The sequence below is a fragment of the Flavobacterium saccharophilum genome, from assembly GCF_900142735.1.
GTDB lineage: Bacteria > Bacteroidota > Bacteroidia > Flavobacteriales > Flavobacteriaceae > Flavobacterium > Flavobacterium saccharophilum.
Map to the genome: position 1 here is coordinate 1,036,185 of NZ_FRBY01000001.1, position 23,168 is coordinate 1,059,352.

The 23,168-nt window shown below is 33.0% G+C and carries 21 protein-coding genes; 8 read left to right on the forward strand and 13 right to left on the reverse strand.

What is annotated here, in order from left to right:
• Window positions 1–72: 72 nt before the first annotated feature.
• Window positions 73–1,101 (reverse strand): rod shape-determining protein, encoded by a 1,029-nt coding sequence (locus tag BUA98_RS04375; RefSeq protein ID WP_026983887.1) that lies wholly within the window; start codon window positions 1,099–1,101, stop codon window positions 73–75.
• Window positions 1,102–1,156: 55 nt separating this feature from the next.
• On the reverse strand, window positions 1,157–2,683 hold the full coding sequence (purH, locus tag BUA98_RS04380; RefSeq protein WP_072970382.1) for a bifunctional phosphoribosylaminoimidazolecarboxamide formyltransferase/IMP cyclohydrolase: 1,527 nt from the start codon (window positions 2,681–2,683) through the stop codon (window positions 1,157–1,159).
• A 165-nt stretch (window positions 2,684–2,848) separates the two neighbouring features.
• Between purH and BUA98_RS04385 the strand changes: the two genes are divergently transcribed.
• Window positions 2,849–4,096, forward strand: a complete 1,248-nt coding sequence (locus BUA98_RS04385; protein WP_072970383.1) for an ABC transporter permease — start codon at window positions 2,849–2,851, stop codon at window positions 4,094–4,096.
• 95 nt (window positions 4,097–4,191) lie between these two features.
• Entirely contained in the window at window positions 4,192–5,076 is an 885-nt protein-coding gene (locus BUA98_RS04390) for a cupin-like domain-containing protein (protein WP_072970384.1), read from the forward strand.
• 99 nt (window positions 5,077–5,175) lie between these two features.
• Here BUA98_RS04390 and accD read toward each other — a convergent pair whose 3' ends face one another.
• The 3 genes from accD to tamL form a co-directional block, all read right to left on the reverse strand.
• The gene (accD, locus tag BUA98_RS04395; protein ID WP_029271807.1) at window positions 5,176–6,030 is read right to left on the reverse strand and encodes an acetyl-CoA carboxylase, carboxyltransferase subunit beta; all 855 of its coding nucleotides are present in this window, start codon (window positions 6,028–6,030) and stop codon (window positions 5,176–5,178) included.
• A gap of 109 nt (window positions 6,031–6,139) precedes the next feature.
• Window positions 6,140–7,207 carry a class II fructose-bisphosphate aldolase gene (fbaA, locus tag BUA98_RS04400; RefSeq protein WP_072970385.1) on the reverse strand — a complete coding sequence of 356 codons (1,068 nt, stop codon included), beginning with the start codon at window positions 7,205–7,207 and terminating at the stop codon, window positions 6,140–6,142.
• 59 nt (window positions 7,208–7,266) lie between these two features.
• On the reverse strand, window positions 7,267–9,822 hold the full coding sequence (tamL, locus tag BUA98_RS04405; protein WP_086065147.1) for a translocation and assembly module lipoprotein TamL: 2,556 nt from the start codon (window positions 9,820–9,822) through the stop codon (window positions 7,267–7,269).
• A gap of 37 nt (window positions 9,823–9,859) precedes the next feature.
• On the opposite strand from tamL, the gene BUA98_RS04410 reads away from it, so the two are divergent.
• A complete protein-coding gene (locus tag BUA98_RS04410) occupies window positions 9,860–10,588 on the forward strand; it encodes a TrmH family RNA methyltransferase (protein WP_072970386.1) in 729 nt (242 codons plus the stop codon).
• A gap of 9 nt (window positions 10,589–10,597) precedes the next feature.
• Here BUA98_RS04410 and porT read toward each other — a convergent pair whose 3' ends face one another.
• The 4 genes from porT to BUA98_RS04430 form a co-directional block, all read right to left on the reverse strand.
• A complete protein-coding gene (gene porT, locus BUA98_RS04415; protein WP_072970387.1) occupies window positions 10,598–11,308 on the reverse strand; it encodes a type IX secretion/gliding motility protein PorT/SprT in 711 nt (236 codons plus the stop codon).
• Window position 11,309: 1 nt separating this feature from the next.
• The gene (gene ubiE, locus BUA98_RS04420) at window positions 11,310–12,041 is read right to left on the reverse strand and encodes a bifunctional demethylmenaquinone methyltransferase/2-methoxy-6-polyprenyl-1,4-benzoquinol methylase UbiE (RefSeq protein ID WP_072970388.1); all 732 of its coding nucleotides are present in this window, start codon (window positions 12,039–12,041) and stop codon (window positions 11,310–11,312) included.
• A 589-nt stretch (window positions 12,042–12,630) separates the two neighbouring features.
• Window positions 12,631–13,113: a dihydrofolate reductase gene (locus BUA98_RS04425; protein WP_072970389.1), complete on the reverse strand. Its 483-nt coding sequence runs from the start codon at window positions 13,111–13,113 to the stop codon at window positions 12,631–12,633.
• 12 nt (window positions 13,114–13,125) lie between these two features.
• Window positions 13,126–13,470, reverse strand: a complete 345-nt coding sequence (locus BUA98_RS04430) for a 2TM domain-containing protein (protein WP_072970390.1) — start codon at window positions 13,468–13,470, stop codon at window positions 13,126–13,128.
• A gap of 247 nt (window positions 13,471–13,717) precedes the next feature.
• On the opposite strand from BUA98_RS04430, the gene BUA98_RS04435 reads away from it, so the two are divergent.
• A complete protein-coding gene (locus BUA98_RS04435; protein ID WP_026983875.1) occupies window positions 13,718–14,014 on the forward strand; it encodes an isoamylase early set domain-containing protein in 297 nt (98 codons plus the stop codon).
• 32 nt (window positions 14,015–14,046) lie between these two features.
• On the opposite strand, the gene BUA98_RS04440 is transcribed toward BUA98_RS04435, so the two are convergent.
• The 4 genes from BUA98_RS04440 to BUA98_RS04455 all read right to left on the reverse strand — a co-directional run bounded on the left by BUA98_RS04440 (window position 14,047) and on the right by BUA98_RS04455 (window position 17,610).
• Window positions 14,047–14,898, reverse strand: coding sequence for a thymidylate synthase (locus tag BUA98_RS04440; protein ID WP_072970391.1), 852 nt, complete (start codon window positions 14,896–14,898; stop codon window positions 14,047–14,049).
• 115 nt (window positions 14,899–15,013) lie between these two features.
• The gene (locus BUA98_RS04445; protein ID WP_056190192.1) at window positions 15,014–15,637 is read right to left on the reverse strand and encodes a bifunctional nuclease family protein; all 624 of its coding nucleotides are present in this window, start codon (window positions 15,635–15,637) and stop codon (window positions 15,014–15,016) included.
• A gap of 164 nt (window positions 15,638–15,801) precedes the next feature.
• The gene (locus BUA98_RS04450; protein ID WP_072970392.1) at window positions 15,802–16,770 is read right to left on the reverse strand and encodes an electron transfer flavoprotein subunit alpha/FixB family protein; all 969 of its coding nucleotides are present in this window, start codon (window positions 16,768–16,770) and stop codon (window positions 15,802–15,804) included.
• A 93-nt stretch (window positions 16,771–16,863) separates the two neighbouring features.
• Window positions 16,864–17,610: an electron transfer flavoprotein subunit beta/FixA family protein gene (locus BUA98_RS04455; RefSeq protein WP_072970393.1), complete on the reverse strand. Its 747-nt coding sequence runs from the start codon at window positions 17,608–17,610 to the stop codon at window positions 16,864–16,866.
• Between the two features lie 492 nt (window positions 17,611–18,102).
• Between BUA98_RS04455 and BUA98_RS04460 the strand changes: the two genes are divergently transcribed.
• From BUA98_RS04460 to BUA98_RS04475, 4 genes are all read left to right on the forward strand, one after another.
• Entirely contained in the window at window positions 18,103–19,080 is a 978-nt protein-coding gene (locus tag BUA98_RS04460; RefSeq protein WP_026983869.1) for a pyruvate dehydrogenase complex E1 component subunit beta, read from the forward strand.
• Window positions 19,081–19,147: 67 nt separating this feature from the next.
• Window positions 19,148–21,649, forward strand: a complete 2,502-nt coding sequence (locus BUA98_RS04465; RefSeq protein WP_072970607.1) for a DUF5686 family protein — start codon at window positions 19,148–19,150, stop codon at window positions 21,647–21,649.
• Between the two features lie 238 nt (window positions 21,650–21,887).
• Window positions 21,888–22,487 carry a DNA-3-methyladenine glycosylase family protein gene (locus BUA98_RS04470; protein WP_072970394.1) on the forward strand — a complete coding sequence of 200 codons (600 nt, stop codon included), beginning with the start codon at window positions 21,888–21,890 and terminating at the stop codon, window positions 22,485–22,487.
• Window positions 22,488–22,597: 110 nt separating this feature from the next.
• Window positions 22,598–23,128, forward strand: a complete 531-nt coding sequence (locus BUA98_RS04475) for an inorganic diphosphatase (protein WP_026983866.1) — start codon at window positions 22,598–22,600, stop codon at window positions 23,126–23,128.
• Window positions 23,129–23,168 lie beyond the last annotated feature (40 nt).

The window sequence follows — 23,168 nt, forward strand, 5'->3', positions numbered from 1 at the left end:
TTCCAATTTTATTAGAGTCAAATCTGAATATTTGACTCTAATAAAAAAAAATATTGGTTATTATTTTGAATCTTATTTAATTAAGATACTTTTAAATTTTGCAATGTTTTTCAATGCCATTCCAGTTCCGCGAACAACTGCTCTTAAAGGATCTTCGGCAATGTAAACAGGTAAGTCTGTTTTTAATGAAATACGTTTGTCAAGACCTCTCAACATAGATCCACCACCAGCTAAGTAAATACCTGTATTGTAGATATCGGCAGCTAATTCAGGAGGAGTTTGTGATAAAGTTTCCATTACAGCATCTTCGATACGTTGAATTGATTTATCTAATGCTTTTGCAATTTCACGGTATGATACATCTACTTGTTTTGGTTTACCAGTAAGTAAATCTCTACCCTGAACTGACATATCTTCTGGAGGACCATCTAAATCTTCGATAGCAGCTCCAATTTGAATTTTGATTTTTTCAGCAGTACTTTCTCCAACAAAAAGGTTGTGTTGTGTACGCATATAATACACAATATCATTTGTGAAAACGTCACCCGCAATTTTTACAGATTTGTCACATACAATTCCGCCTAATGCAATTACAGCAATTTCAGTTGTACCACCTCCAATATCAACAATCATATTTCCTTTTGGCTGCATGATATCGATACCAATACCAATAGCTGCTGCCATTGGCTCATGAATTAGGTAAACTTCTTTTCCGTTTACTCTTTCACAAGATTCTTTTACAGCTCTCATCTCAACCTCAGTGATTCCAGACGGAATACATACTACCATGCGTAACGCCGGAGTAAACATTCTTTTTTTCAATGCCGGAATGCTTTTAATGAACATATTGATCATTTTTTCTGAAGCATCAAAATCGGCAATTACACCATCTTTTAAAGGCCTTATGGTCTTTATGTTTTCATGCGTTTTACCTTGCATCATATTGGCTTCCTTACCAACAGCAATGATTTTGCCTGATATTCTATCACGTGCAACGATTGACGGACTATCAATAACAACTTTATCATTATGAATGATTAAAGTGTTTGCGGTACCAAGGTCTATCGCAATATCCTCGGTCATGAAATCAAAAAATCCCATAAGTTTTTTAGGGGTTTAAAATGTTATAAATAATTATCGAACAAAGTTAAACAAATTAATGTTTAAAATGACGTGTTCCTGTAAATACCATTGCAAGATTATTTTCATTGCAGTAATTGATACTCAATTCATCTTTTATCGATCCTCCTGGCTGAATAACAGCTGTAATTCCAGCTTTTTTAGCTAATTCCACACAATCCGGAAAAGGGAAAAATGCATCACTTGCCATTGAAGCTCCTGTCAAATCAAATCCGAAAGCTTTTGCTTTGTCAACAGCCTGCATCAAAGCATCAACTCTTGATGTCTGACCTGTTCCTGATGAAATTAAAGTTCCGTTTTTAGCAAATACGATTGTATTTGATTTTGTGTTTTTACAAATTTTAGAAGCAAAAATTAAATCCTCGATCTCTTGTGCGGTTGGCTCTGTGATAGTAACGGTTTTTAAATGCTCTTTAGTATCTGTAATATTATTTCTATCCTGAATTAACAAACCATTAAGACATGTTCTTACTTGTCTTGAAGGTAACTCAACTTCATTCTGAACTAATATAATTCTGTTTTTCTTTTCTTGTAAAACTGCAATTGCATCATCATCATAACTTGGCGCAATCACAACCTCACAAAATAATTTATTGATTTCTTGTGCAGTAGCCAAATCAATTTTAGTGTTTGCGATCAAAACTCCACCAAAAGCAGATGTAGGATCGCAAGCCAAAGCTGCTAAATAAGCTTCACTAATTGTTTTTCTTGAAGCTAAACCACAAGCATTATTATGTTTTAAAATAGCGAATGTTGGTCCGTCAGTTTTAAATTCATTAATTAAATTTACTGCAGCATCAACGTCTAATAAGTTGTTGTAAGATAATTCTTTTCCGTGAACTTTTTTGAACATAGCGTCAAAATCTCCAAAGAAAAATCCTTTTTGGTGTGGATTCTCTCCGTATCTTAAAACTTGTCCATCAGCAATGCTTTCTTTATAGATGGTTTCATCTGTATTGAAATAATTGAAAATAGCACCATCATAGTGAGAAGAAACGTGGAATGCTTTTGTAGCAAACAATCTTCTGTTTTCTAAAGTTGTTGCTCCGTTTTGTTCTGTGATCAAGTCTAAAAGTAAACTATATTCATTTACTGAAGCTACGATTACAGTGTCTTTGAAGTTTTTTGCACCGGCACGAATCAGTGAAATTCCACCAATATCAATTTTTTCAATAATATCTTGTTCACTTGCACCTGAAGCAACTGTTTTTTCAAAAGGATATAAATCAACAATAACTAAATCAATCTGCGGAATATCAAATTCCTTCATTTGTTGAACATCGCTTTCGTTATCCTGGCGATTTAAAATTCCACCAAAAATTTTCGGGTGTAAAGTTTTTACTCTTCCTCCAAGAATTTCAGGAAATGAAGTAATATCTTCTACCGGAACTACGGGAATTCCAAGATTTTTTATGAAATCTTCAGTTCCTCCAGTTGAATAAAGTGTTACGTTTTGCTCGTGTAATTTTCTAACGATTGGCTCTAGTCCATCTTTCGAAAAAACAGATATTAATGCTGATTGTATTGTTTTAGTTGTGCTCATTGTGTAGTTATGATTTTCAGACTGCAAAAGTAGTTTTTTTAAATATTATTTTAAAGAAAATTAATGTAACATTATCTTAAAAAAAACTACTGATGAGTAAGTTAACTTTTATTAGGTTTTTGAATTTAATTTATTGAATTTTACTTTATTGAAAAATACGAAAATATGCTGCTTTATTTAAGATTATTAAAGGAAAGTCTGAGCTTTGCCATAAATGCTTTGCGAAACAACAAATTGCGTACATTATTGTCGCTGTTAGGTGTTACTATTGGTATTTTTTCGATTATTGCTGTTTTGGCCGCTGTCGACTCTCTGGATCGTAAAATTTCTAAAGATTTGAGCAGCTTAGATAAAAATACAATTTATTTAATGAAATTTTGCTTTGGACCATCAGAAATTCCGCAATGGAAAAGAGAGCAGTTTCCAAATGTAAAATATGATGAATATATCGCTTTAAAAAATTCACTCAACAATACACAGCAGGTCGGCTATCAGCTTTTTGTAAATAGAGAAAGTTTGAAATATGATTCAAAAACTGTTGCCGATGTTAATATGGTTCCTTCTTCTTATGAAATGGTGGATATTGATGGATTAACTTTTGATAGAGGAAGATTTTATACCGAATCTGAATCTAATTCCGGATCTCCCGTGATTGTTTTAGGATATGAAATTGCGAGTGGACTTTTTGGTTCTGATGATCCTGTCGGAAAAAGTATCCGTTTGTATGGACAACGTTTTACTGTTATTGGCGTTATGACTAAAATGGGTGCGGGATTTTTTGGAGATAGTAATGATACATCAGTGTATTTTCCGGCTAATTTTTTACGAAGAATGTATGGTGACAGTGATGCTATGACGCCTGTAATTGTTTTAAAACCTGTTAAAGGGATTGACATGGATGCTTATAAAGCTGAAGTTGCGCAGAAGCTAAGAGCTATTCGCGGAATGAAAGCGGGTGAGATAGATAATTTTTTCATCAATGTGCTTTCCGGATTTACTGATTTTATTGACGGAATTCTAGGTCAGATGAATGTTGTGGGATGGATTATTAGCGGATTCTCTCTTTTGGTAGGAGGTTTCGGAATTGCTAATATTATGTTTGTTTCTGTTAAAGAACGAACCAATTTAATAGGAATTCAGAAATCACTTGGAGCAAAAAACCGTTTCATATTATTTCAATTTTTATTTGAAGCTATAATTCTTTCTGTAATAGGTGGAATAATTGGACTTTTAATGGTTTGGGGGATTGCATTTATTTTGACAAAAGCGCTTGACTTTGAATTTGTTTTAAGCTTTGGTAATATCATTTTGGGAACTACTTTAGCAGCCATCATTGGATTAATATCTGGAATTCTTCCGGCAATTTCTGCGGCTAATTTGGATCCGGTTGAAGCTATTCGAACTGGAATGTAGTGTTTTTTTGTGTTATTAATTGTGGATTTTTTTAAAGGACTAGATAATTATTTAGATGCTTATCTGGTTAGTAGGTAATTTTAATCAGTAAATAAATGAGCTTTAACTTAAAACCTGTCGATACTGTTGAGTCTATATCTAGAGAAGATTTTAAAAAGAATTATTTAGATAAAAAAAAGCCTCTAATTATAAAAGGATTAACAAAAGACTGGCCTGCCAGAGAAAAATGGACAACCGATTATTTTAAGGAAATCGCAGGGGATATTGAGGTAAAACTGGTTGATAATTCTAAAGCAGATCCTACCAAGGTAATCAATGCCTTTATTGCCACAATGAAATTTGGAGAATACCTGGATTTGATAAAAAGAGAGCCAACGCAGCTGCGTATTTTTTTCTTCAATCTTTTCAAGCACAGACCTGAATTAATAAATGATGTAAAAGTTCCGAAGGAATTAATGGGAGGTTTTATCGAAAGCATGCCTGCCATGTTTTTTGGCGGTTCAAGTGCTTTTACTTTCTTGCATTATGACATCGATTTACCGCATCTTTTTCACACCCATTTTGGAGGAAGAAAACATATTATATTGTTTGATTATAAATGGAAGAAAAGACTTTATTGCGTTCCAAATACTACTTATGCTTTAGAAGATTATGATGTTGCCAATCCGGATTTTGAAAAATTTCCAGCTCTGAAAGGCGTTGAAGGTTATGAAGTTTTTCTGGAGCACGGAGACACTTTGTTCATGCCAACCGGAATGTGGCATTGGATGCGTTACGTTGATGGTTCTTTTAGTCTGAGTCTTCGTGCATGGGATCGATCTATCACACGAAAAATGGAGAGCGTTTGGAGTTTATTTATGCATGGTGCAGTTGATAGTGCTATAAAAATAGTTTTTAGAGAACGTTATGCTATATGGCGTGAGAAGCTAGCTTTTAAAATAGCAGAAAAAGAATTGAAAAAAGGCAGACCAAAAAATTAATGCACAATTTATAGTTGCTATTTTTGGACAAGAGAAAATATAAAAAAAATCCCAAGAGATATTTTTCCTTGGGATTTTGTGTTTTAAGAAGTTTTAAAACTATCTAATTGTATTGTTTTGAATCAAATCGATGTACAAGTTAATCTTATCCTTCAATTCTTTTCTAGGCGTGATAAAGTCAAGGAAACCGTGCTCTAAAAGAAACTCAGCAGTCTGGAAACCTTCTGGTAAATCTTTACCAGTTGTGTCGCGAACAACACGTGGTCCTGCAAAACCAATCAAAGCACCTGGTTCAGAAATATTAATATCTCCTAACATTGCATATGATGCAGTTGTCCCTCCAGTTGTTGGATCTGTACAAAGTGAAATGTAAGGTAATTTAGCTTCAGCTAACTGAGCTAATTTTACTGATGTTTTAGCTAATTGCATTAACGAATAAGCAGCTTCCATCATACGAGCTCCTCCTGATTTAGAAATCATTACAAAAGGCAATTTGTTTTTGATCGCGTGATCAATACCTCTGGCAATTTTTTCTCCTACAACAGCTCCCATAGATCCTCCAATAAAGGCAAAATCCATACAGCAAATTACAAGCTCTTTTCCTTTAGATTTTCCAACTCCTGTACGTACAGCGTCTTTAAGATGCGTTTTTTCCATTACATCTTTTAATCTTTCTGCATATTTTTTTGTATCCACAAAATGCAGAGGATCTTTTGATGTCATGTTTTTATCCAATTCAACAAACTCATTATTGTCGAACAAAATTTCAAAATAGGTTGCGCTTCCAATTCGAACGTGAAAATCATCTTCAGGGCTAACAAATAAGTTTCTGGCTAATTCGTCAGCATCAATAATTTTTCCAGTAGGAGATTTGTACCACAATCCTTTCGGAACGTCCATCTTATCTTCAGTCGCGGTCGTAATTCCTTTTTCGTGTCTTTTAAACCAAGCCATTTTTTTTAATTTAGAATGTAGATTTTAAAGTTTAGATTTTCAATCTGATTCAAAATTTAAATTCCAGGCTTTTTTAGAAGTCCGGAATCTAAATTCAGAAATCTAAAATTTAAAGTGTATTTACGTTATTCAAGTCTGCAAAAGCTTGCTCAAGTCTTGTGTTGAATGTCACTTCGCTTTCACGTACCCATCTTCTTGGGTCATAATATTTTTTGTTAGGAACATCAGCACCTTCTGGGTTACCAATTTGAGATTTTAAATAGTCAAGGTTTTTAACCATATAATCACGGATTCCTTCTGTATATGCAAATTGTAAATCTGTATCAATGTTCATTTTGATAACTCCGTAGCTAATTCCTTCTCTGATTTCTTCAAGTGTAGAACCTGAACCTCCGTGGAAAACGAAATCTACCGGGTTATGTCCAGTGTTGAATTTGTTTTGAACGAAATCTTGAGAATTTTTTAAGATTTTTGGAGTTAATTTTACGTTTCCTGGTTTGTAAACACCGTGAACGTTTCCAAAAGCTGCAGCAATTGTAAATTTAGGACTTACTTTAGATAGTTCTTCGTAAGCATAAGCTACCTCTTCTGGTTGTGTGTATAATTTTGAACTGTCAACATCAGAGTTGTCTACACCATCTTCTTCACCACCTGTAATACCTAGCTCGATTTCTAATGTCATACCCATTTTACTCATTCTTGCTAAATACTCTTTACAGATCTCAATGTTTTCTTCGATTGGCTCCTCAGACAAATCGATCATATGTGAACTGAATAATGGTTTTCCTGTTTCTGCGAAATGCTTTTCAGATGCATCTAACAAACCATCAATCCAAGGTAATAATTTTTTTGCACAGTGGTCAGTATGTAAGATTACAGTTGCTCCGTAAGCTTCTGCCAAAGCGTGAATATGTTTTGCTCCTGCGATTCCACCAGCAATTGCTGCTTTTTCGCCTGCGTTAGACAATCCTTTTCCTGCGTTAAATTGTGCTCCTCCGTTTGAAAATTGAATGATAACTGGCGCATTAAGTTTCGCTGCAGTTTCAAGAACTCCATTAATTGTGCTTGACCCCGTAACATTTACTGCTGGAAGTGCAAATCCTTTTTCTTTCGCATAATTAAAAATCTCTTGTACCTGATCTCCTGTAGCTACTCCTGGTTTGATATTGTGTGCCATTGTAATTTTTTTTAGTTGTTTTTAGGTTTTTAGGTTGCAAAAATAAGAATTAATTAGCATTAGAAAGGATAATTTATTCCAAAATTTAAAACGGAGTGCCCAAAATTGTACTCTTTGAACCAGCGGTCTCCTTTCTCATGTGCCGGATTATAGGTCTTGAAGCCTAAATCTAATCGAACAACAAAAAAGCTTAAATCGTATCGTAATCCGAATCCTGTGCCTAAAGCAATTTCAGCTAAATCGTTTACGTTGTTAAATTTTGCCTTCTCATCTGTAACATTATCGAGCACATTCCAGATATTTCCGGCATCGGCAAAGACAGCTCCCTTAACATCTCCAAAAACTTTAAATCGGAACTCAGCACTTAATGCAATTTTCATATTCGCCTCATTAAAATCGTCTAAAGCATCTGTGCTTCCCGGACCTAGTGAGTAAGGTTGCCACGCACGATTATCATTTGATCCTCCGGAATAATAACTTCGTGAAAACGGAATGTAATCTGAGTTACCAAAAGGAATCGCAATTCCGAAAAAGCTTCGAACAGCCAAAACTTTTTCTTTTCCAAAATCCCAGTGTTTAATATAATCGAATTCTGTTTTAAGATATTCTGAATATTCTAAGTTGAATATTACATAATTACCATTCACGTTTTTTTGAAGATTTGCTATATTTGAAACAGCAGATAACAAAGTTCCCGCGGATTCAATTTTTGCTTTAAATTGATAGAAATTATTATCAGCAAGATCTTTTTTTGTTGTTTTGGTAAACGTGTAACTCGAAGCTAAAATAAAGTCATTTTCAGTCAGACGAACTCTTCGTTCTTCAATACTCTTTACGTCTTGATATTGTTCGTCTGCAGGTGTTAAGACAGTCTTTTCGGTTAAAACATCATTAGTAAAACCGGTTGTTCCTGAAGAAATTATTAGATTTCCATTTTCGTCAACATTGCTTGGTGTTGTATTATAAACATTTGCAATACCATTTAATTCATCATATGATGAAGTATAAACATTAAAATAATTGTCAGGGTTTAAATTACGTACAAATTGAGCATTCAGTACTTCAAGTTTAACGGTATTTAAACGTTTAGGCGACCAGTTATAGGATAATCCACCGGTAAAATTTTCCTTATCCAAACCAATATTACGTTGCTTTGAGAAACCTGCAGCAATACTGGTAGACGGAATCATTCTTTTTGGGATAATTTTTTCTGTTCCAAAAGGCATTAAGATTCTCGGAAAATTAAGCTTAGTGTCAATTCCATATTCTGAAACATTAAAGAAGTTATCATTCGGATTGGCCATGTCTTTTGACGAACCTACGTTTACACGAGCTGAAATTTCTAATGTTTCAGCTCGATTAAAAACATTTCGAATTGTCTCTGAAACACTTGCTCCGATTCCAAAGTCCTGAATATTGGAGTGGGTTACGTCGAAAGTAGCTCCAAAGCTATATTTTTTTCTTGGTGTTAGATAAACATTCGCAATTAATGACTGAGCAGTAGAATCCCTTTTATCAACCTCATATTGTATAGACGGATAATTAAAAATCTTCAGGTTGTTTAAATAACGTGATGAAAGTGTTGTTCTTGTATCAGAATAGGTACTTCCTTTATTAATAAAAATAGCGTCTGTAATAGCGCGCGGTTTATATTTTAGTTTTTTGTAACTGTAAAGATTAAAGTTTTTATAAGTTGTACTGTCTGTTATTTTGCTTTTTGCATTAGCTGCAGAATAATCGGTATAAATATTTACATCGCTTATTTTATACAATTTAAAAGGTTCAGATCTGCTTGAATCTCTTTCCTGAATATTATTGTTGCCAATTTTTAGATTAATGTCTGCTTTGTTTTTTTTGCCAATGGTATCTATATCAAAAGTAACATAAGTGGGTTGGAAGAAATAAGCACCGTGGTTTCTAAAATAAGTAGTTATTCGGTTTTTTTCTTCTTCAAAATCCGAAGTTTTGTATTGATTTCCAGACTTCAAAACAGACGGTTCCGGATTCGTTTTGTATAAAGAATCCAAGGCTGGAGTTAAAATAGTTGTTCTGATGGAATCTAAAGTATAACCCGGCCCGGTAAGAATATTGTAATTTATTTTTGCCTTTTTGGGAGCAATACTGTCAATAGTGTAATCTGTTTTTACGTTGAAATATCCATTATTGAAATAATAGAATTTTAAACGTAATAATGTTTTTTTTGTTTTCGTGGTATCAATAATAACCGGTGGTTCACCAGTGTTTTTTAGAAAATCATGTATACCTTTATATAAGAATGATTGTCCAAGACGATCTACTTGTTTTGCAGAAAGCACTTTTGACCAATTTTCATATCTGCCAGGATGATTTTTAAATCGGGCCTGATAAGTTGAATCAGGATTTAAATTGGCTAAGTTGTATAAATTCAAGCGTAATTTGTAACCTAATAAAGTACCATTTGGTTTTTGATACATCTGATTTGATGCAGTTTCATCGTTGGTACTTTTTCCATTTACAAGAATATTATTTTTTACAAGAAGCTTTTTTCCATCAGGAACTCTTTTTACAGCATTACAAGCGCAAATAAATATTGCTATTAGAATAAATGCTATTATTTTTGTGGAATTATTTTTCAAGTGTTTTTAAATATTTAATTCAAAAGTACATTATTTTATGGTTAGTAAAAACCAAATAAAACTTATAACAGGTTTACATCAAAAAAAGCAGCGTTTCGCAAATCAATTATTTTTTGCCGAAGGAGTAAAGGTAATTCAGGAATTGTTGCAATCCAATTTTGAATTAGAGCATTTATACACAACTTTAAATGATTTTGAAAGTGTTCAGTCTTCAAAACGTACGCTTATTAATGAGCAGGAACTTAAAAAAATAAGTGCTTTGGCAACTCCAAATTCTTGTTTGGCTGTATTCAAAATCCCTGCCGAAAATAAAATAATCGACTCTGGATTAATCATTGCGTTAGATGATATTAGAGATCCAGGAAATTTAGGAACAATTTTACGTCTTTGCGATTGGTTTGGTATCAAACAAATCATTTGCTCTAAGGAAACAGTAGATATTTATAATCCAAAAGTAGTACAGGCTACAATGGGTTCTATTGCCAGAGTAAATGTTAATTATATTGATTTGAAAACTTTTATCACACAAACAAAATTACCGGTTTTTGGAACTTTTATGGACGGTGATAATATTTATCAGTGTGATCTGCCTCAAAACGGAATCATTATTATGGGTAATGAAGCCAATGGTATTTCAGCAGAAATTGAAAAAATAGTAACCAGCCGAATCTCAATTCCAAGATTTGGAGAACTACAAAAAACGGAAAGTTTAAATGTAGCTACCGCAACTGCAATTATTCTTAGTGAATTTAAACGAAATAGTTAAGGATTTGTTTTAATGAAAAGTGAAATTTATTAAAATTGCTCTCGATTTCATAGAGTCAATATTGTCAGTCCATGGGCTTGGTCCTTTGGCAGGGTTATCACGAATTAACTCATCTGTAATTCCAAACATACCTCTGATTGAAGGTGAGAAAATAAAATATTCAGAGAAAATATCAATTCCAAAACCTATTTCGTAGGCAGCGGTCCAGGGTTTAACCCTAAACTTCCCTTCAAAGTTATCATCTTGCGATTTTGAATTGCTTGATAAGTTTAATGTAGCCGACATTCCGCCTACTAAATACGGACGAATATTTCCGGTACGTAGCGACGAGAATTTTAATAACAACGGAAAGTGAATGTAAGTACTGTTTACTTCTCTTAAGTAATCTTTCTCTAAAGCCATGTTTGGATAATACAAATCACGTTTTGTATAATATAAACCTGGTTCAAAACGTAAATTAATATATTCCTGCAATCTTAAATCGGCAACAACACCAACATTAAAACCAGTAGTCTTTTTTACCTGAACATCCGGACCGGGATTCTTGTAGTCAAATTTAAAATCAAAACTATTAAAACCCAGATAATAACCAAAATACAGACGTTGTTTTTGCCAGTTTTCAAGATTGATTATAGGGTCCTTGCTAAACATACTTTTAGCAAATTGCGAATATCCTTTTGTCGATAAGACTAATAAAAGTAAGATTACTGTTTTTTTCATACTATTTTTTAGAAGCAGAATAAATGGTTGCAACTCCAAAAGTTTGAGGCATTGCCACAACATCTATAAACCCAATTTTTCTCAAAATATTGTTTAAAGCTTCTCCATAAGGAAAAACAGCTGCAGATTCTGATAAATAGCCATAAGCTGAATTATCTTTTGAAAATAATTTTCCAATTATCGGCAGTATATTTTTGCTGTAAAATCTGTAACCTTGTTTATAGGGAGTTTTATCCGGTACTGAAGTTTCTAAAATAACAAATACACCGCCTGGTTTTAAAACTCTTAAGATTTCAGAAAAACCTTTTTCCAGGTTTTCAAAATTTCGAACTCCAAAACCAACTGTAATAGCATCGAAATAATTATCTTCAAATGGAATGTTTTCGGAGTCGCCTAAAACTAAATCAATAATAGGAGAAAGGTTTTTATCTGCAACTTTCTTTTTTCCAACTTCAAGCATTCCTGCTGAAATATCCAGACCAATAATTTTCTCGGCTTTTGTCTGCGCCATTAAAATGGCTAAATCGCCAGTTCCTGTTGCAATATCAAGAATAATTTTAGGGTTAGTATCAGATACTATTTTTAATACTTTTTTTCTCCATTTAATATCGATTCCAAAGGAGATTACACGATTCAAATTGTCGTAGTTCCCAGAGATGTTGTCAAACATTTGGGCAACCTGTTCTTTTTTACCTAAAGAAGAGTCTTTATATGGGGTTATTTTTTCAGACATTTTTTTTATTTACGCAAATATAATACAAACTGTGTTAACTGTAATTGCGTTTTTTAATTTGTAAATCAAATGTTTTAGAATAAACTTTTTAGAAAACACCTGAGCAGGGTTTTTGACTCTCACCAAAAGCAGGTATTTTTATAAAATCACTAAATGTGGGTATTGTGCAATGCTTGATTTATGGCCACTTTTGCTAAAGATAAAATGATGAAATTTTAATGATTGATAGAATAAAATGACTTAAATCAAATGAATACTTCTTTGCACTGGTAATCTCATTTGTTCTTGTAAGTAGTTTTGAAAGTATTGTTTTTTAAATCACAATACTATTTTTTAAATAAGTGCAAAATACGTTCTTAGGATTAAATTTGTTTTTGGAAATTTTAATTTTCTTGCCTTTAATATCTTAGTGGTATTTGTTATTAAGGGCTCTTTTTGGGATTTATTCTCAAATAACTTTAATGTTATTCAGTTAATTCAAGTGTTTTAAACATTTGTGATTTTTACAAAAACTACTTCCTGAAAGAGTCAGATCGAAAAAAATCAATCGTTTTAAAAAACATCCTTCAAAAGAGGATGTTTTTTTTATTTAACGTCTAATGTAAGTTTCGTAAGTATAATCGTAAAGATGTTTTTCATCTCTAAAATTTTCTTCAGATTCTACTAACTGCCAGTCCGTTTTATCAATTTCAGGGAAATACGCATCAGCATCAAAGCTGTGATGGACTTTGGTTATTTCAAGTATATCAGCATGCTCCATTCCTAAATTATAAATCTCGCCTCCGCCAATAATATAAGAATCTTCATTTTCAGGGCAAATAGCAATCGCTTTTTCAATACTGTCTACAAGAATACAGCCTTCAGGATTATAATCCTTTTGACGTGTTATTACAACATGAACTCTGTTTGGTAATGGTTTCGGGAAACTTTCAAAAGTTTTTCTTCCCATAATAATGTGATGATTGGTTGTAAGCGATTTGAATCTTTTGAAATCATTTGGCAAATGCCAAACTAACTCATTATTTTTTCCAAGAGCATTATTTTCGGCAACTGCCGCTATCATTATAATCATGGTATTCTAAAACTAAATTTTATTATCAGTATCCTCATTTATTTTGGACTCTAATTGACTGATTCTTTTTTGCTGCAAAGCAACAAGTCTGTCAATTTGTTCTCTTTCCCATTTTTTATTCATAAATCGGTCAGTAATATAGACTTTGATAAAGTGTAAAATGAAGAGAAAAAACCATATCGTAATGCCCCAAATACACCAGTTTTGATCTGTGTTAGCGCCAAAACCAAAAAATCTGTTTGCAATAAATAAAAATAAACTGCCTAAGAGAAAAAGTACAAAGTGAAAATATAGGATTTTCTTTTGCCTAAGTCTTCTTCGGGCGTATTCGTATTGTTCGTGCACTTCTTTTTCCATAAGACAATTAATGAATAATGAGGTTATAAAGTTAAAATTTATTTTGAATTCATGGTGTTTTTGATCATATAATATTTGTGCTCAAGGTAATGCTAAATAAGAAACACGAAATTATTTATGCTTTAAATTATTAATGTAATTAAAAAGACATACTGTTTTTGATATTATCATAAATCGATTACTAGGTTGTTGAATGTTCAGCTGAATTTCTGTAATTTAGGTGTATAAATCTAAAAACTAAATAGTTATGTCTTTAAAGAAACAATTTATCAAAACAAAACCAGTGTGTAAAGTTACTTTTTCTGTAGAGGCTAAAGATGCAAATTCGGCTGCTGTAGTGGGGGATTTTAATAATTGGAATCCGGAAGAAGGTGCTTTAAGCAAGTTAAAAAACGGAACTTTTAAAGCAACTTACGACTTAGTGAAGGATGCTATTTATGAGTTTAAATATGTAATTGACGGATTGTACGTGAATGATCCTGAAGCTGATTCTTATAAATGGAATGATTTTGCAGGAAGTGAAAATAGTGTTTTAGTTGTATAAAAAAATCCGCTCATACAAGCGGATTTTTTTTATTATACAGCAACACTTCCTTTTATGCCAGCATGTGGTTCATAATCTAAAAGCGTGAAGTCATTATAGTCAAAATCAAAAATATTTTTGATATCCGGATTTAAAATCATTTTTGGTAATGGTTTTGGCTCGCGGCTTAATTGCAACTCCAATTGTTCAATATGATTGTTGTAAATATGTGCATCTCCAAAAGTGTGTATAAATTCGCCTGCCTCTAAATCACAAACCTGAGCGATCATCATAGTTAACAATGCATAAGAAGCAATGTTAAAAGGAACTCCTAAGAATATATCAGCGCTTCGTTGATATAATTGACAAGAAAGTTTGCCTTTTGTCTCGCCTTTTTCAATATCGGGACTCGAAACATAAAATTGAAAAAAGGCATGGCAAGGAGGTAAAGCTGCCTTGTTGTTTGCTACGTTTTCTTCGAATGATTTTTTCGTATCTGGTAAAACAGATGGATTCCAGGCGGAAACCAGCATTCTGCGACTATTTGGATTCGTTTTTAGTTCTGTAATCAATTCAGAGATCTGATCAATTTCTTCGCTATTCCAATTGCGCCATTGATGACCGTAAACAGGACCTAAATCGCCATTTGAATCTGCCCAGGCATCCCAAATTTTCACACCGTTATCTTGCAGGTATTTAATATTAGTATCACCTTTTAAAAACCAAAGGAGTTCGTAAATGATCGATTTTAAATGTAGTTTTTTGGTTGTAACCATGGGGAAACCTTCACTTAAATCAAAACGCATTTGGTAACCAAAAACACTTTTTGTTCCTGTTCCTGTTCGGTCTCCTTTTTGGCAACCGGTTTCTAAAACATGTTTTACTAAATCTAAGTATTGCTTCATGATTGCTTTAAGCTTTAGGCTATAGGCTTTAGGCAGTTCCCTAATAACTTATAGCTTGTTTTTATATTTTGTGCTTTAAGCTTATAGCCTAAAGCTTATGGCTTACAGTTTAAAATTATCTTTTCGAAATTTCGTCTCTAATTTTAGCGGCTTTCTCATAATCTTCCTGAGAAACGGCCTGATCTAAAAGTTCATTTAATTCCTGTAATGTATGTTTCGCATATACATCGCCAGATTGATTGCTTTCTTCTTCGTGGCCAAAAGTCTCAGGATTAGAAAGAACATCGTCAATTTCCTGAGCGCCAGAATCGGTGTCTGCAGTATTTGATTTTAAATAAATTCCGGCTTTGTCCAGAATGTTCTTATAAGTAAAAATCGGAGCATTAAAACGCAAAGCAAGTGCAATTGCATCAGAAGTTCTGGCATCAATAATTTCTTCGATTTTGTCTCTTTCGCATATTAAACTTGAATAGAAAACACCATCTACCAATTTGTGAATGATGACTTGTTTTACAACAATATCAAATCTTTCAGCAAAGTTTTTGAATAAATCGTGTGTTAATGGGCGAGGAGGTTTTATTTCTTTTTCTAAGGCAATAGCAATCGATTGGGCTTCAAAAGCACCAATAACAATTGGTAATTTTCTTTCACCATCAACTTCATTCAAAATTAAGGCATAAGCGCCATTTTGAGTTTGACTGTATGAAATTCCTTTTATGGACAATTTTACTAGACTCATATATATGGGTAAAAAAGGGCATTTAATGCCTCATTTTAATACTTTTTTTGATTGAAAAATAAAGGTGCAATTTTAATCAAAAAATATGGAACAAAAAAGCTACCTAAAACAAAGATACGATTATCTTGTTTTTAGGCAGCTATATTTTGATAGAGAATTTTAAATTAAGAATGTTGTGCTTTAAAAGCTTTTAATTTCTCTGTTAATTTAGGAACGATTTCAAACGCATCACCAACAATACCATAATCAGCCACCTTAAAGAAAGGAGCTTCAGGATCACTATTGATTACTACTTTTACTTTTGAAGAGTTGATTCCGGCAATATGCTGAATCGCCCCAGAAATTCCAATTGCAATATATAAGTTTGTTGCTACTGGTTTTCCTGTTTGTCCAACGTGTTCGCTATGAGGTCTCCATCCTAAATCTGAAACTGGTTTAGAGCATGCTGTTGCTGCACCTAATACTGCAGCTAAATCTTCAACTAATCCCCAGTTTTCAGGTCCTTTTAACCCACGTCCTCCAGAAACTACGATATCAGCATCAGCGATAGAAACTTTTCCTGTTACTTTTTCTACAGATTCTACTTTTACACCAAAATCATTGTCTCCAATTGATGGGTTGAAATCTTCTTCAGTTGCAGATCCTGCACTTTCGAAAATTCCGTAAGAGTTTTTAGCTAAACCAAGAACTTTTACATCTGTACTGATTTCAGTAATGTTGAAAGCTTTGTTTGAGAAAGCATTTCTTTTTACCTGAAAAGGTGAAGTGCTTAATGGTAATCCAACAACATTTGAAGCAAAACCTGCGTTTAATGCTACTGCAACTAATGATGAAAGATAAATGCTATCTGTTGTAGAAGAAAGTAAAACTAATTTTGTTCCTTCTTTTTCAGCAGCTTGTTTGATAACATCGGCGTAAGCCTTAGCTGTAAAACCTGCTAATTTATCGTTGTTTACTTTTAGAACTTTATCAACTCCGTATTTAGATAACTCGCTTACATCACTGATGTTTACAGTTAAAGCCGTTACAGTAGTTCCTAATGATTCTGCTACTTTCTTAGCATAAGAAGCTAATTCAAAAGCAACTTTTTTAAATTTTCCTTCTGCAGATTCTGCATATATTAATATTGACATAATGTTTTTGTTTAAAGGTTGTTAGTTTCAGGTTTCAGGTTTCAGGTTTCAAGTTGTAGACTGAAGGCTGAAAACCGAGACTGAGAACGGTTACTAGATTACTTTCGCTTCGTTGTGTAATAAATTAACTAACTCATCTAAATTATCTGGAGAAACTAATTTCACTGCTGATTTAGGAGCTGGTTTTTCAAATTTCACCGCTTTTGTATTTACTGGAGCGTCAACTGGCTCAAGAATAGTTAAAGCTTTTGTTCTTGCTGTCATAATTCCTCTCATGTTTGGAATACGTAAATCTTTCTCTTCAACAAGACCTTTTTGTCCACCAATAATTAAAGGCAAAGTAGTGCTTACAGTTTCTTTTCCACCATCGATTTCACGAACTGCTTTTACATTATTTCCTTCTACTGTTAATGAAGTACAAGAGTTTAAGAAGTTTGAACCTAAAATTCCTGCAATCATTCCAGGAACCATTCCACCATTATAATCTAAAGATTCTTTTCCGGCAATTACTAGATCATAACCACCATTTTTAATAACTTCTGCTAATTGTTTTGCAACAAAAAAACCATCAGTTGGATTAGCGTTTACACGAATCGCTTCGTTTGCACCAATTGCCAGTGCTTTACGTAAAGTTGGCTCTGTATCAGGTCCTCCAACATTAACAACAGTTACAGTCGCTCCTTGTTGTTCCTGAAACCAAATTGCACGTGTTAAACCAAACTCGTCATTAGGATTAATTACATATTGTACACCATTGGTATCAAATTCTGAATCACCATTGGAGAAGTTAATTTTTGAAGTAGTATCAGGCACATGGCTGATGCAAACTAATATTTTCATAAGTATATATTTTGATATTTATAATATGGTTTGACAAATTTAGAAATTAAAATCGGAATAATATACTATGCATGCATAATATTTTTTAAAAACTATTACGTTTTCGCAGATTATGGAATTTGAAAGTGTTTTTATTAGAATTTGAAAGTGAAAATTCAGTTATGCACTCTGATTCTTAGGAATTTTGCAATGGTACTTTGTGGGGCAACTGTTAAATTCTAGGTCTGTGTGTACTAATTTTTGCTTTGTTCCGTTTGAAGATAGAATCCGATGAAATCAGAATTAAACAAATAAGGCAGGGTTTGTCTGAAAAATGTTTTACGGGTAGAAAAATCACAATTATATCGATTTCGTAAATATCACAATAAAATTTTAAACGTTAAAAGCGAAAGAAGAGGGCGAAGTTCGTGTGATTTTAAATTCAATTTATGCTTTTAAGTTATTTAAAATATTTATTTTTGCTCTTCAGAAAATTCAACATACAATATAAATATGAGAACAATACAATTTAGAGAGGCCATTTGTGAAGCGATGAGCGAAGAAATGCGTCACGATGAATCCATATATTTAATGGGCGAAGAAGTTGCAGAATACAATGGAGCATATAAAGCTTCAAAAGGAATGCTTGCTGAGTTTGGTGAAAAAAGAGTAATCGATACTCCAATTGCTGAGCTTGGTTTTACAGGAATTGCAGTAGGATCAGCAATGAACGGTTGTCGTCCTATTGTTGAGTACATGACTTTCAACTTCTGTTTAGTAGGTATTGATCAAATTATAAATAACGCTGCTAAAATGCGTCAAATGACTGGTGGTCAATTTAATGTGCCAATTGTTTTTCGTGGACCAACTGCTTCTGCAGGTCAATTAGGAGCAACTCACTCTCAAGCTTTAGAAAACTGGTTTGCTAATACTCCTGGTCTTAAAGTTGTAGTTCCTTCTACACCTTATGATGCAAAAGGACTTTTAAAATCTGCAATTCGTGATAATGATCCTGTAATTTTTATGGAATCTGAGCAAATGTATGGTGATAAAGGTGAAGTACCAGATGGAGAATACACAATTCCACTAGGAGTTGCTGATGTTAAACGTGAAGGAACAGATGTTACTATTGTTTCTTTTGGAAAAATCATCAAAGAAGCTTTTATCGCTGCTGATGAATTAGCTAAAGAAGGAATTTCATGTGAGATTATCGATTTAAGAACTGTTCGTCCGATGGATAACGAAGCAATCTTAAAATCAGTTAAGAAAACAAATCGTTTGGTAATTTTAGAAGAAGCTTGGCCATTTGCAAGTATTTCATCTGAAATCACTTATATCGTTCAGGAACAAGCTTTTGATTTTCTTGATGCGCCAATTCAGCGTATTACAACAGCAGATACTCCTGCACCTTACTCTCCTGTTTTACTAAAAGACTGGTTGCCAAATGCAGCTGATGTAGTAAAAGCAGTAAAGAAAGTAATGTACAAATAGTCAAATAAACAATACTTATAAAACTTCATCAGTCATATTAATTGATGAAGTTTTTTTTTGCCACATGATAAAGAAAATAATTTTACTCAGCCTGTTTTTTGTATTTGCACTTGCGAATATTGCTACTGCACAAACTAAAGTGAGCGGAATTGTTTTGGATAAATTGAATCAGCCTGTTCCGTTTGCTAATATTGTTTTTAAGGGTTCAAATACCGGAATAGTTTCAAATGAGGATGGCCGTTTTTATTTAGAGTCGCCAAAAACGTATACGGCATTATTAGTCACTTCAGCAGGATTTTCAGATAAAGAAATTCCTTTGGAAAAAACAGTTAATTATAATTTTAAAATTGTTTTAAGCGAAGCTGAAGCATTAAACGAAGTTGTAATTTTTACAGGAAAGACATCAAAAAAAAATAACCCTGCACTAGATATTTTGAGAAAAATTTGGGAACGAAAACGTAAAAACGGTTTGTACCAATTCAATCAGTATCAAATGCAGAAGTACGAAAAAATCGAGTTTGATATGAACACGATTGACAGTGCTTTTATGAAAAATAAGCTCTTTAAAGGAATGGAGTTTGTTTTTAATCATGTGGATACTTCTGATGTTACAGGAAAAACATACCTGCCAATTTTCATCAATGAATCTGTGTATGATGTATATGGTGACAATAAATTAAAGAAAATAAAAGAGAATATTGCCGGAAGTAAAACCTCTGGGTTCAATGGAAATCAACAGATTTTATCTTTTGTGAAAGATCTTTATTCAGATTATAATATTTACGATAATCACCTTACTTTTTTTGATAAAAGTTTTACAAGTCCACTTTCAAAAACAGGAATTGATGTATATAATTATGTCTTAAAAGACAGTGCTTATATCGATAAAAAATGGTGTTATAATATTGTTTTTTATCCAAGACGAAAAAACGAATTAACATTTAAAGGAGATTTTTGGGTAAACGATACCACTTTTGCTATCAAGAAAATTAATATGGGCGTTACTAAAAGTGCCAATATTAACTGGGTAAAAGATATTTATATCGAACAGGAATTTGATGTAGAAAATGATTCAGTTTTTCTGCTGACCCGCGATTATATGATGTCTGATTTTGCTTTGAATAAAAAGGAAAAATCGAAGGGAGTTTATGGAAAACGAACGACATTATATAGAAATCATAAATTCAATATTCAAAAACCTGAGAAGTTTTACAAAGAAGAAGTCAATTATATAGACAATGCGGTTTATGACCGACCTGATGAATTTTGGGAGGAGAATCGTTTTGAGAAATTAAATAAAGACGAATTGGGTATTTATAAAATGCTCGATACTTTGCAGACCGTCAAGCGATTCAAGCAAATATATAATCTGGTCTCTATTTTAGGAAGTGGTTATGTGGAGTTCAAAAACTTCGATTATGGACCAATTTTTTCTACATTCGGGTATAATGAAGTCGAAGGTCTGAGAATTAGAGTGGGAGGAAGAACCTATTTTGGACCAAACGATCCATGGCGTATACAAGCTTATACAGCCTATGGTTTTGATGATAGTAAATTCAAATATGGCGTTTCAGGAAAATGGATGGTTGACAAGAAAAAAAGAGTCATCATTTCTGGAGGAAACAGGCGGGACATCGAACAAATTGGTGCCAGTTTAACCACGACAAATGATATTTTAGGACGAAGTTTTGCTTCTTCTGCATTGTTTACAACAGGAAGTAACGGGAAATTAACCAATATTAATTTGAGTAATATTTCTGTTGAAATGGAACCTAAGAAGAATTTTGTTGTTCAGGCAGGACTTTCTTATAGAACTTTAGAATCGGCTTCGCCTACTTTTAGTTTAGATTATTATACTACATTACCAAGCGCTTCAAATCCTGCAGGAGTTGTAGCAAGCGCGGTAACACAATCTGAAGCTAATATTCAGTTTGAGTTTATGCCAAACCGTAAAACTATTGGTTTTGGAGTAGAAAGAGATCTTGTAGATAGCCCATTTAGTCATTTCTTTGTGAACTTTAGTTATGGTTTAAAAGGTGTTTTTAATAGCGACTTTGCTTATGAAAAAATACAGATTTACTATAAACAACCTATTATAATCGGGCCTTTAGGAAGATCTAATATTATCTTAGAAACAGGTAAGACTTTTGGAACAATTCCGTTAGGATTAATGAGTGTTATTCCGGGTAACCAGACTTACTTTACAATTGAAAATACGTTTAGTAACCTGAATTTCTACGAATTCATAACAGACCAATATACGACCTTACAATGGAATCATGATTTTGGAGGAAGGTTATTTGCCAGAATTCCATTTATGAGAAAATTAAATTGGAGAGAATTTGTGGGTGTAAAAGGAGTATATGGAACTATTTCTGACGCAAACAGAGCCATCAACGCTTCCGATCAGCCTTATAACGCACCAGAAAATGTGTACTGGGAATACAACGCAGGAATTGGAAATATCTTCAAGGTTTTCAGAATTGATTTCTCTTGGAGAGGAAGTTATCTGAATACACCAGATGCCAATAAATTTGCAGTAAAAGGATCTTTCGGATTCTATTTCTAAAAATAAAATTATTGCCACAAAGACACCAAGTCGCTAAGTTTATTTCTTTGCAACTTGGCGTTTTTGTTTATGCGATAGTATTTCACGCAGATTTAAGCAGATTTGTTTTAAACTGAAATTATAAAATCTGCGCCAATCTGTTTAAATCTGCAGAATCTGCGTGTAAAAAACTTTGCGCCTCTGCGACTTTTCGAGATTCTTTTTTATTTAATTTTGGAATAGATTTAAAGCCAGAGTAATGCAAGAAGCAATCGATTTTCTATCAACTAAAAATCCAATATTTCAGGAAATCATCAACAAATATGGTTTACCGCCAATTCCAAAACGTCCTCAGGGTTTTGAAACTTTGGTATTGCTAATACTCGAACAACAAGTTTCTATTGATTCGGCGAAAGCCACATTTTTAAAAATCAAAGCCTATACAATTTGTAATCCTGAAACTATGTCGATTTTGTCAGATGAAGAATTTCGGGCGTTAGGTGTAAGTCGACAAAAAACAAAATACATTAAAATTTTGGCTGAAGCTATTTTAAATAAGGAATTAGACATTGAAAGTCTGGCTTCAAAATCGGCAAAACAAGTCAGGGAAGAACTTATTAAGTTAAAAGGAATTGGAAATTGGACTATTGATATTTACTTAATGTTTTGTTTGCAAGAGCCAGATTTGATTCCGTTAGGCGATATTGCAGTTGTAAATACGATCAAAGAATTATTGGATATTCACGACAAAAACGAAATGGAAATCCATGCTAAACAATGGAGTCCCTATCGATCTTATGCGACCTATTTATTGTGGCATTATTATTTAAACAAACGAAATAGAAAAATTACATATTAACTGTTTGTTATTTAACAGAAAAGTGTGTAGATTAATGCAGTTTTTTATTGTAAAAAAGGATTCTTTAGTTACTTTTGCAATCGAATTTATAGAAATAATAAAAAACGAAAATGACCGCAGACAAACTAACGACTTTCGATGTATTGATCGAAATACCAAGAGGAAGCAGAAATAAATATGAGTACGATTTTGAAATCAAAAGAATGCGTTTTGACAGAATGTTGTTCTCTTCAATGATGTATCCTGCTGATTACGGATTTATTCCAGAAACTTTAGCTCTTGACGGTGATCCTCTTGATGTATTGGTTTTGATAAATGAACCTACTTTCCCTGGATGTGTTATAGAAGTAAAGCCAATTGGTGTTTTCCACATGGCAGATGATAAAGGACCAGATGAAAAAATTATCTGTGTACCAGTTTCAGATCCAATCTGGAATTCATTAAATGATTTATCTGATATTAACGGACACTTATTGAAAGAAATCGAGCATTTCTTCCAGGTTTACAAAGATCTTGAAAACAAACAAGTAGATGTTGAAGGTTGGGGAGACGTAAACGAAGCATTTGCAATTATTGCTGAGTGTACTAAACGTTTTAATGATATCGAAAACAAACCAGAGGGATTATTTAGTATTAAATAATTTTTACCCTATTCTATTATAAAAAAAGCAATACTCCGTT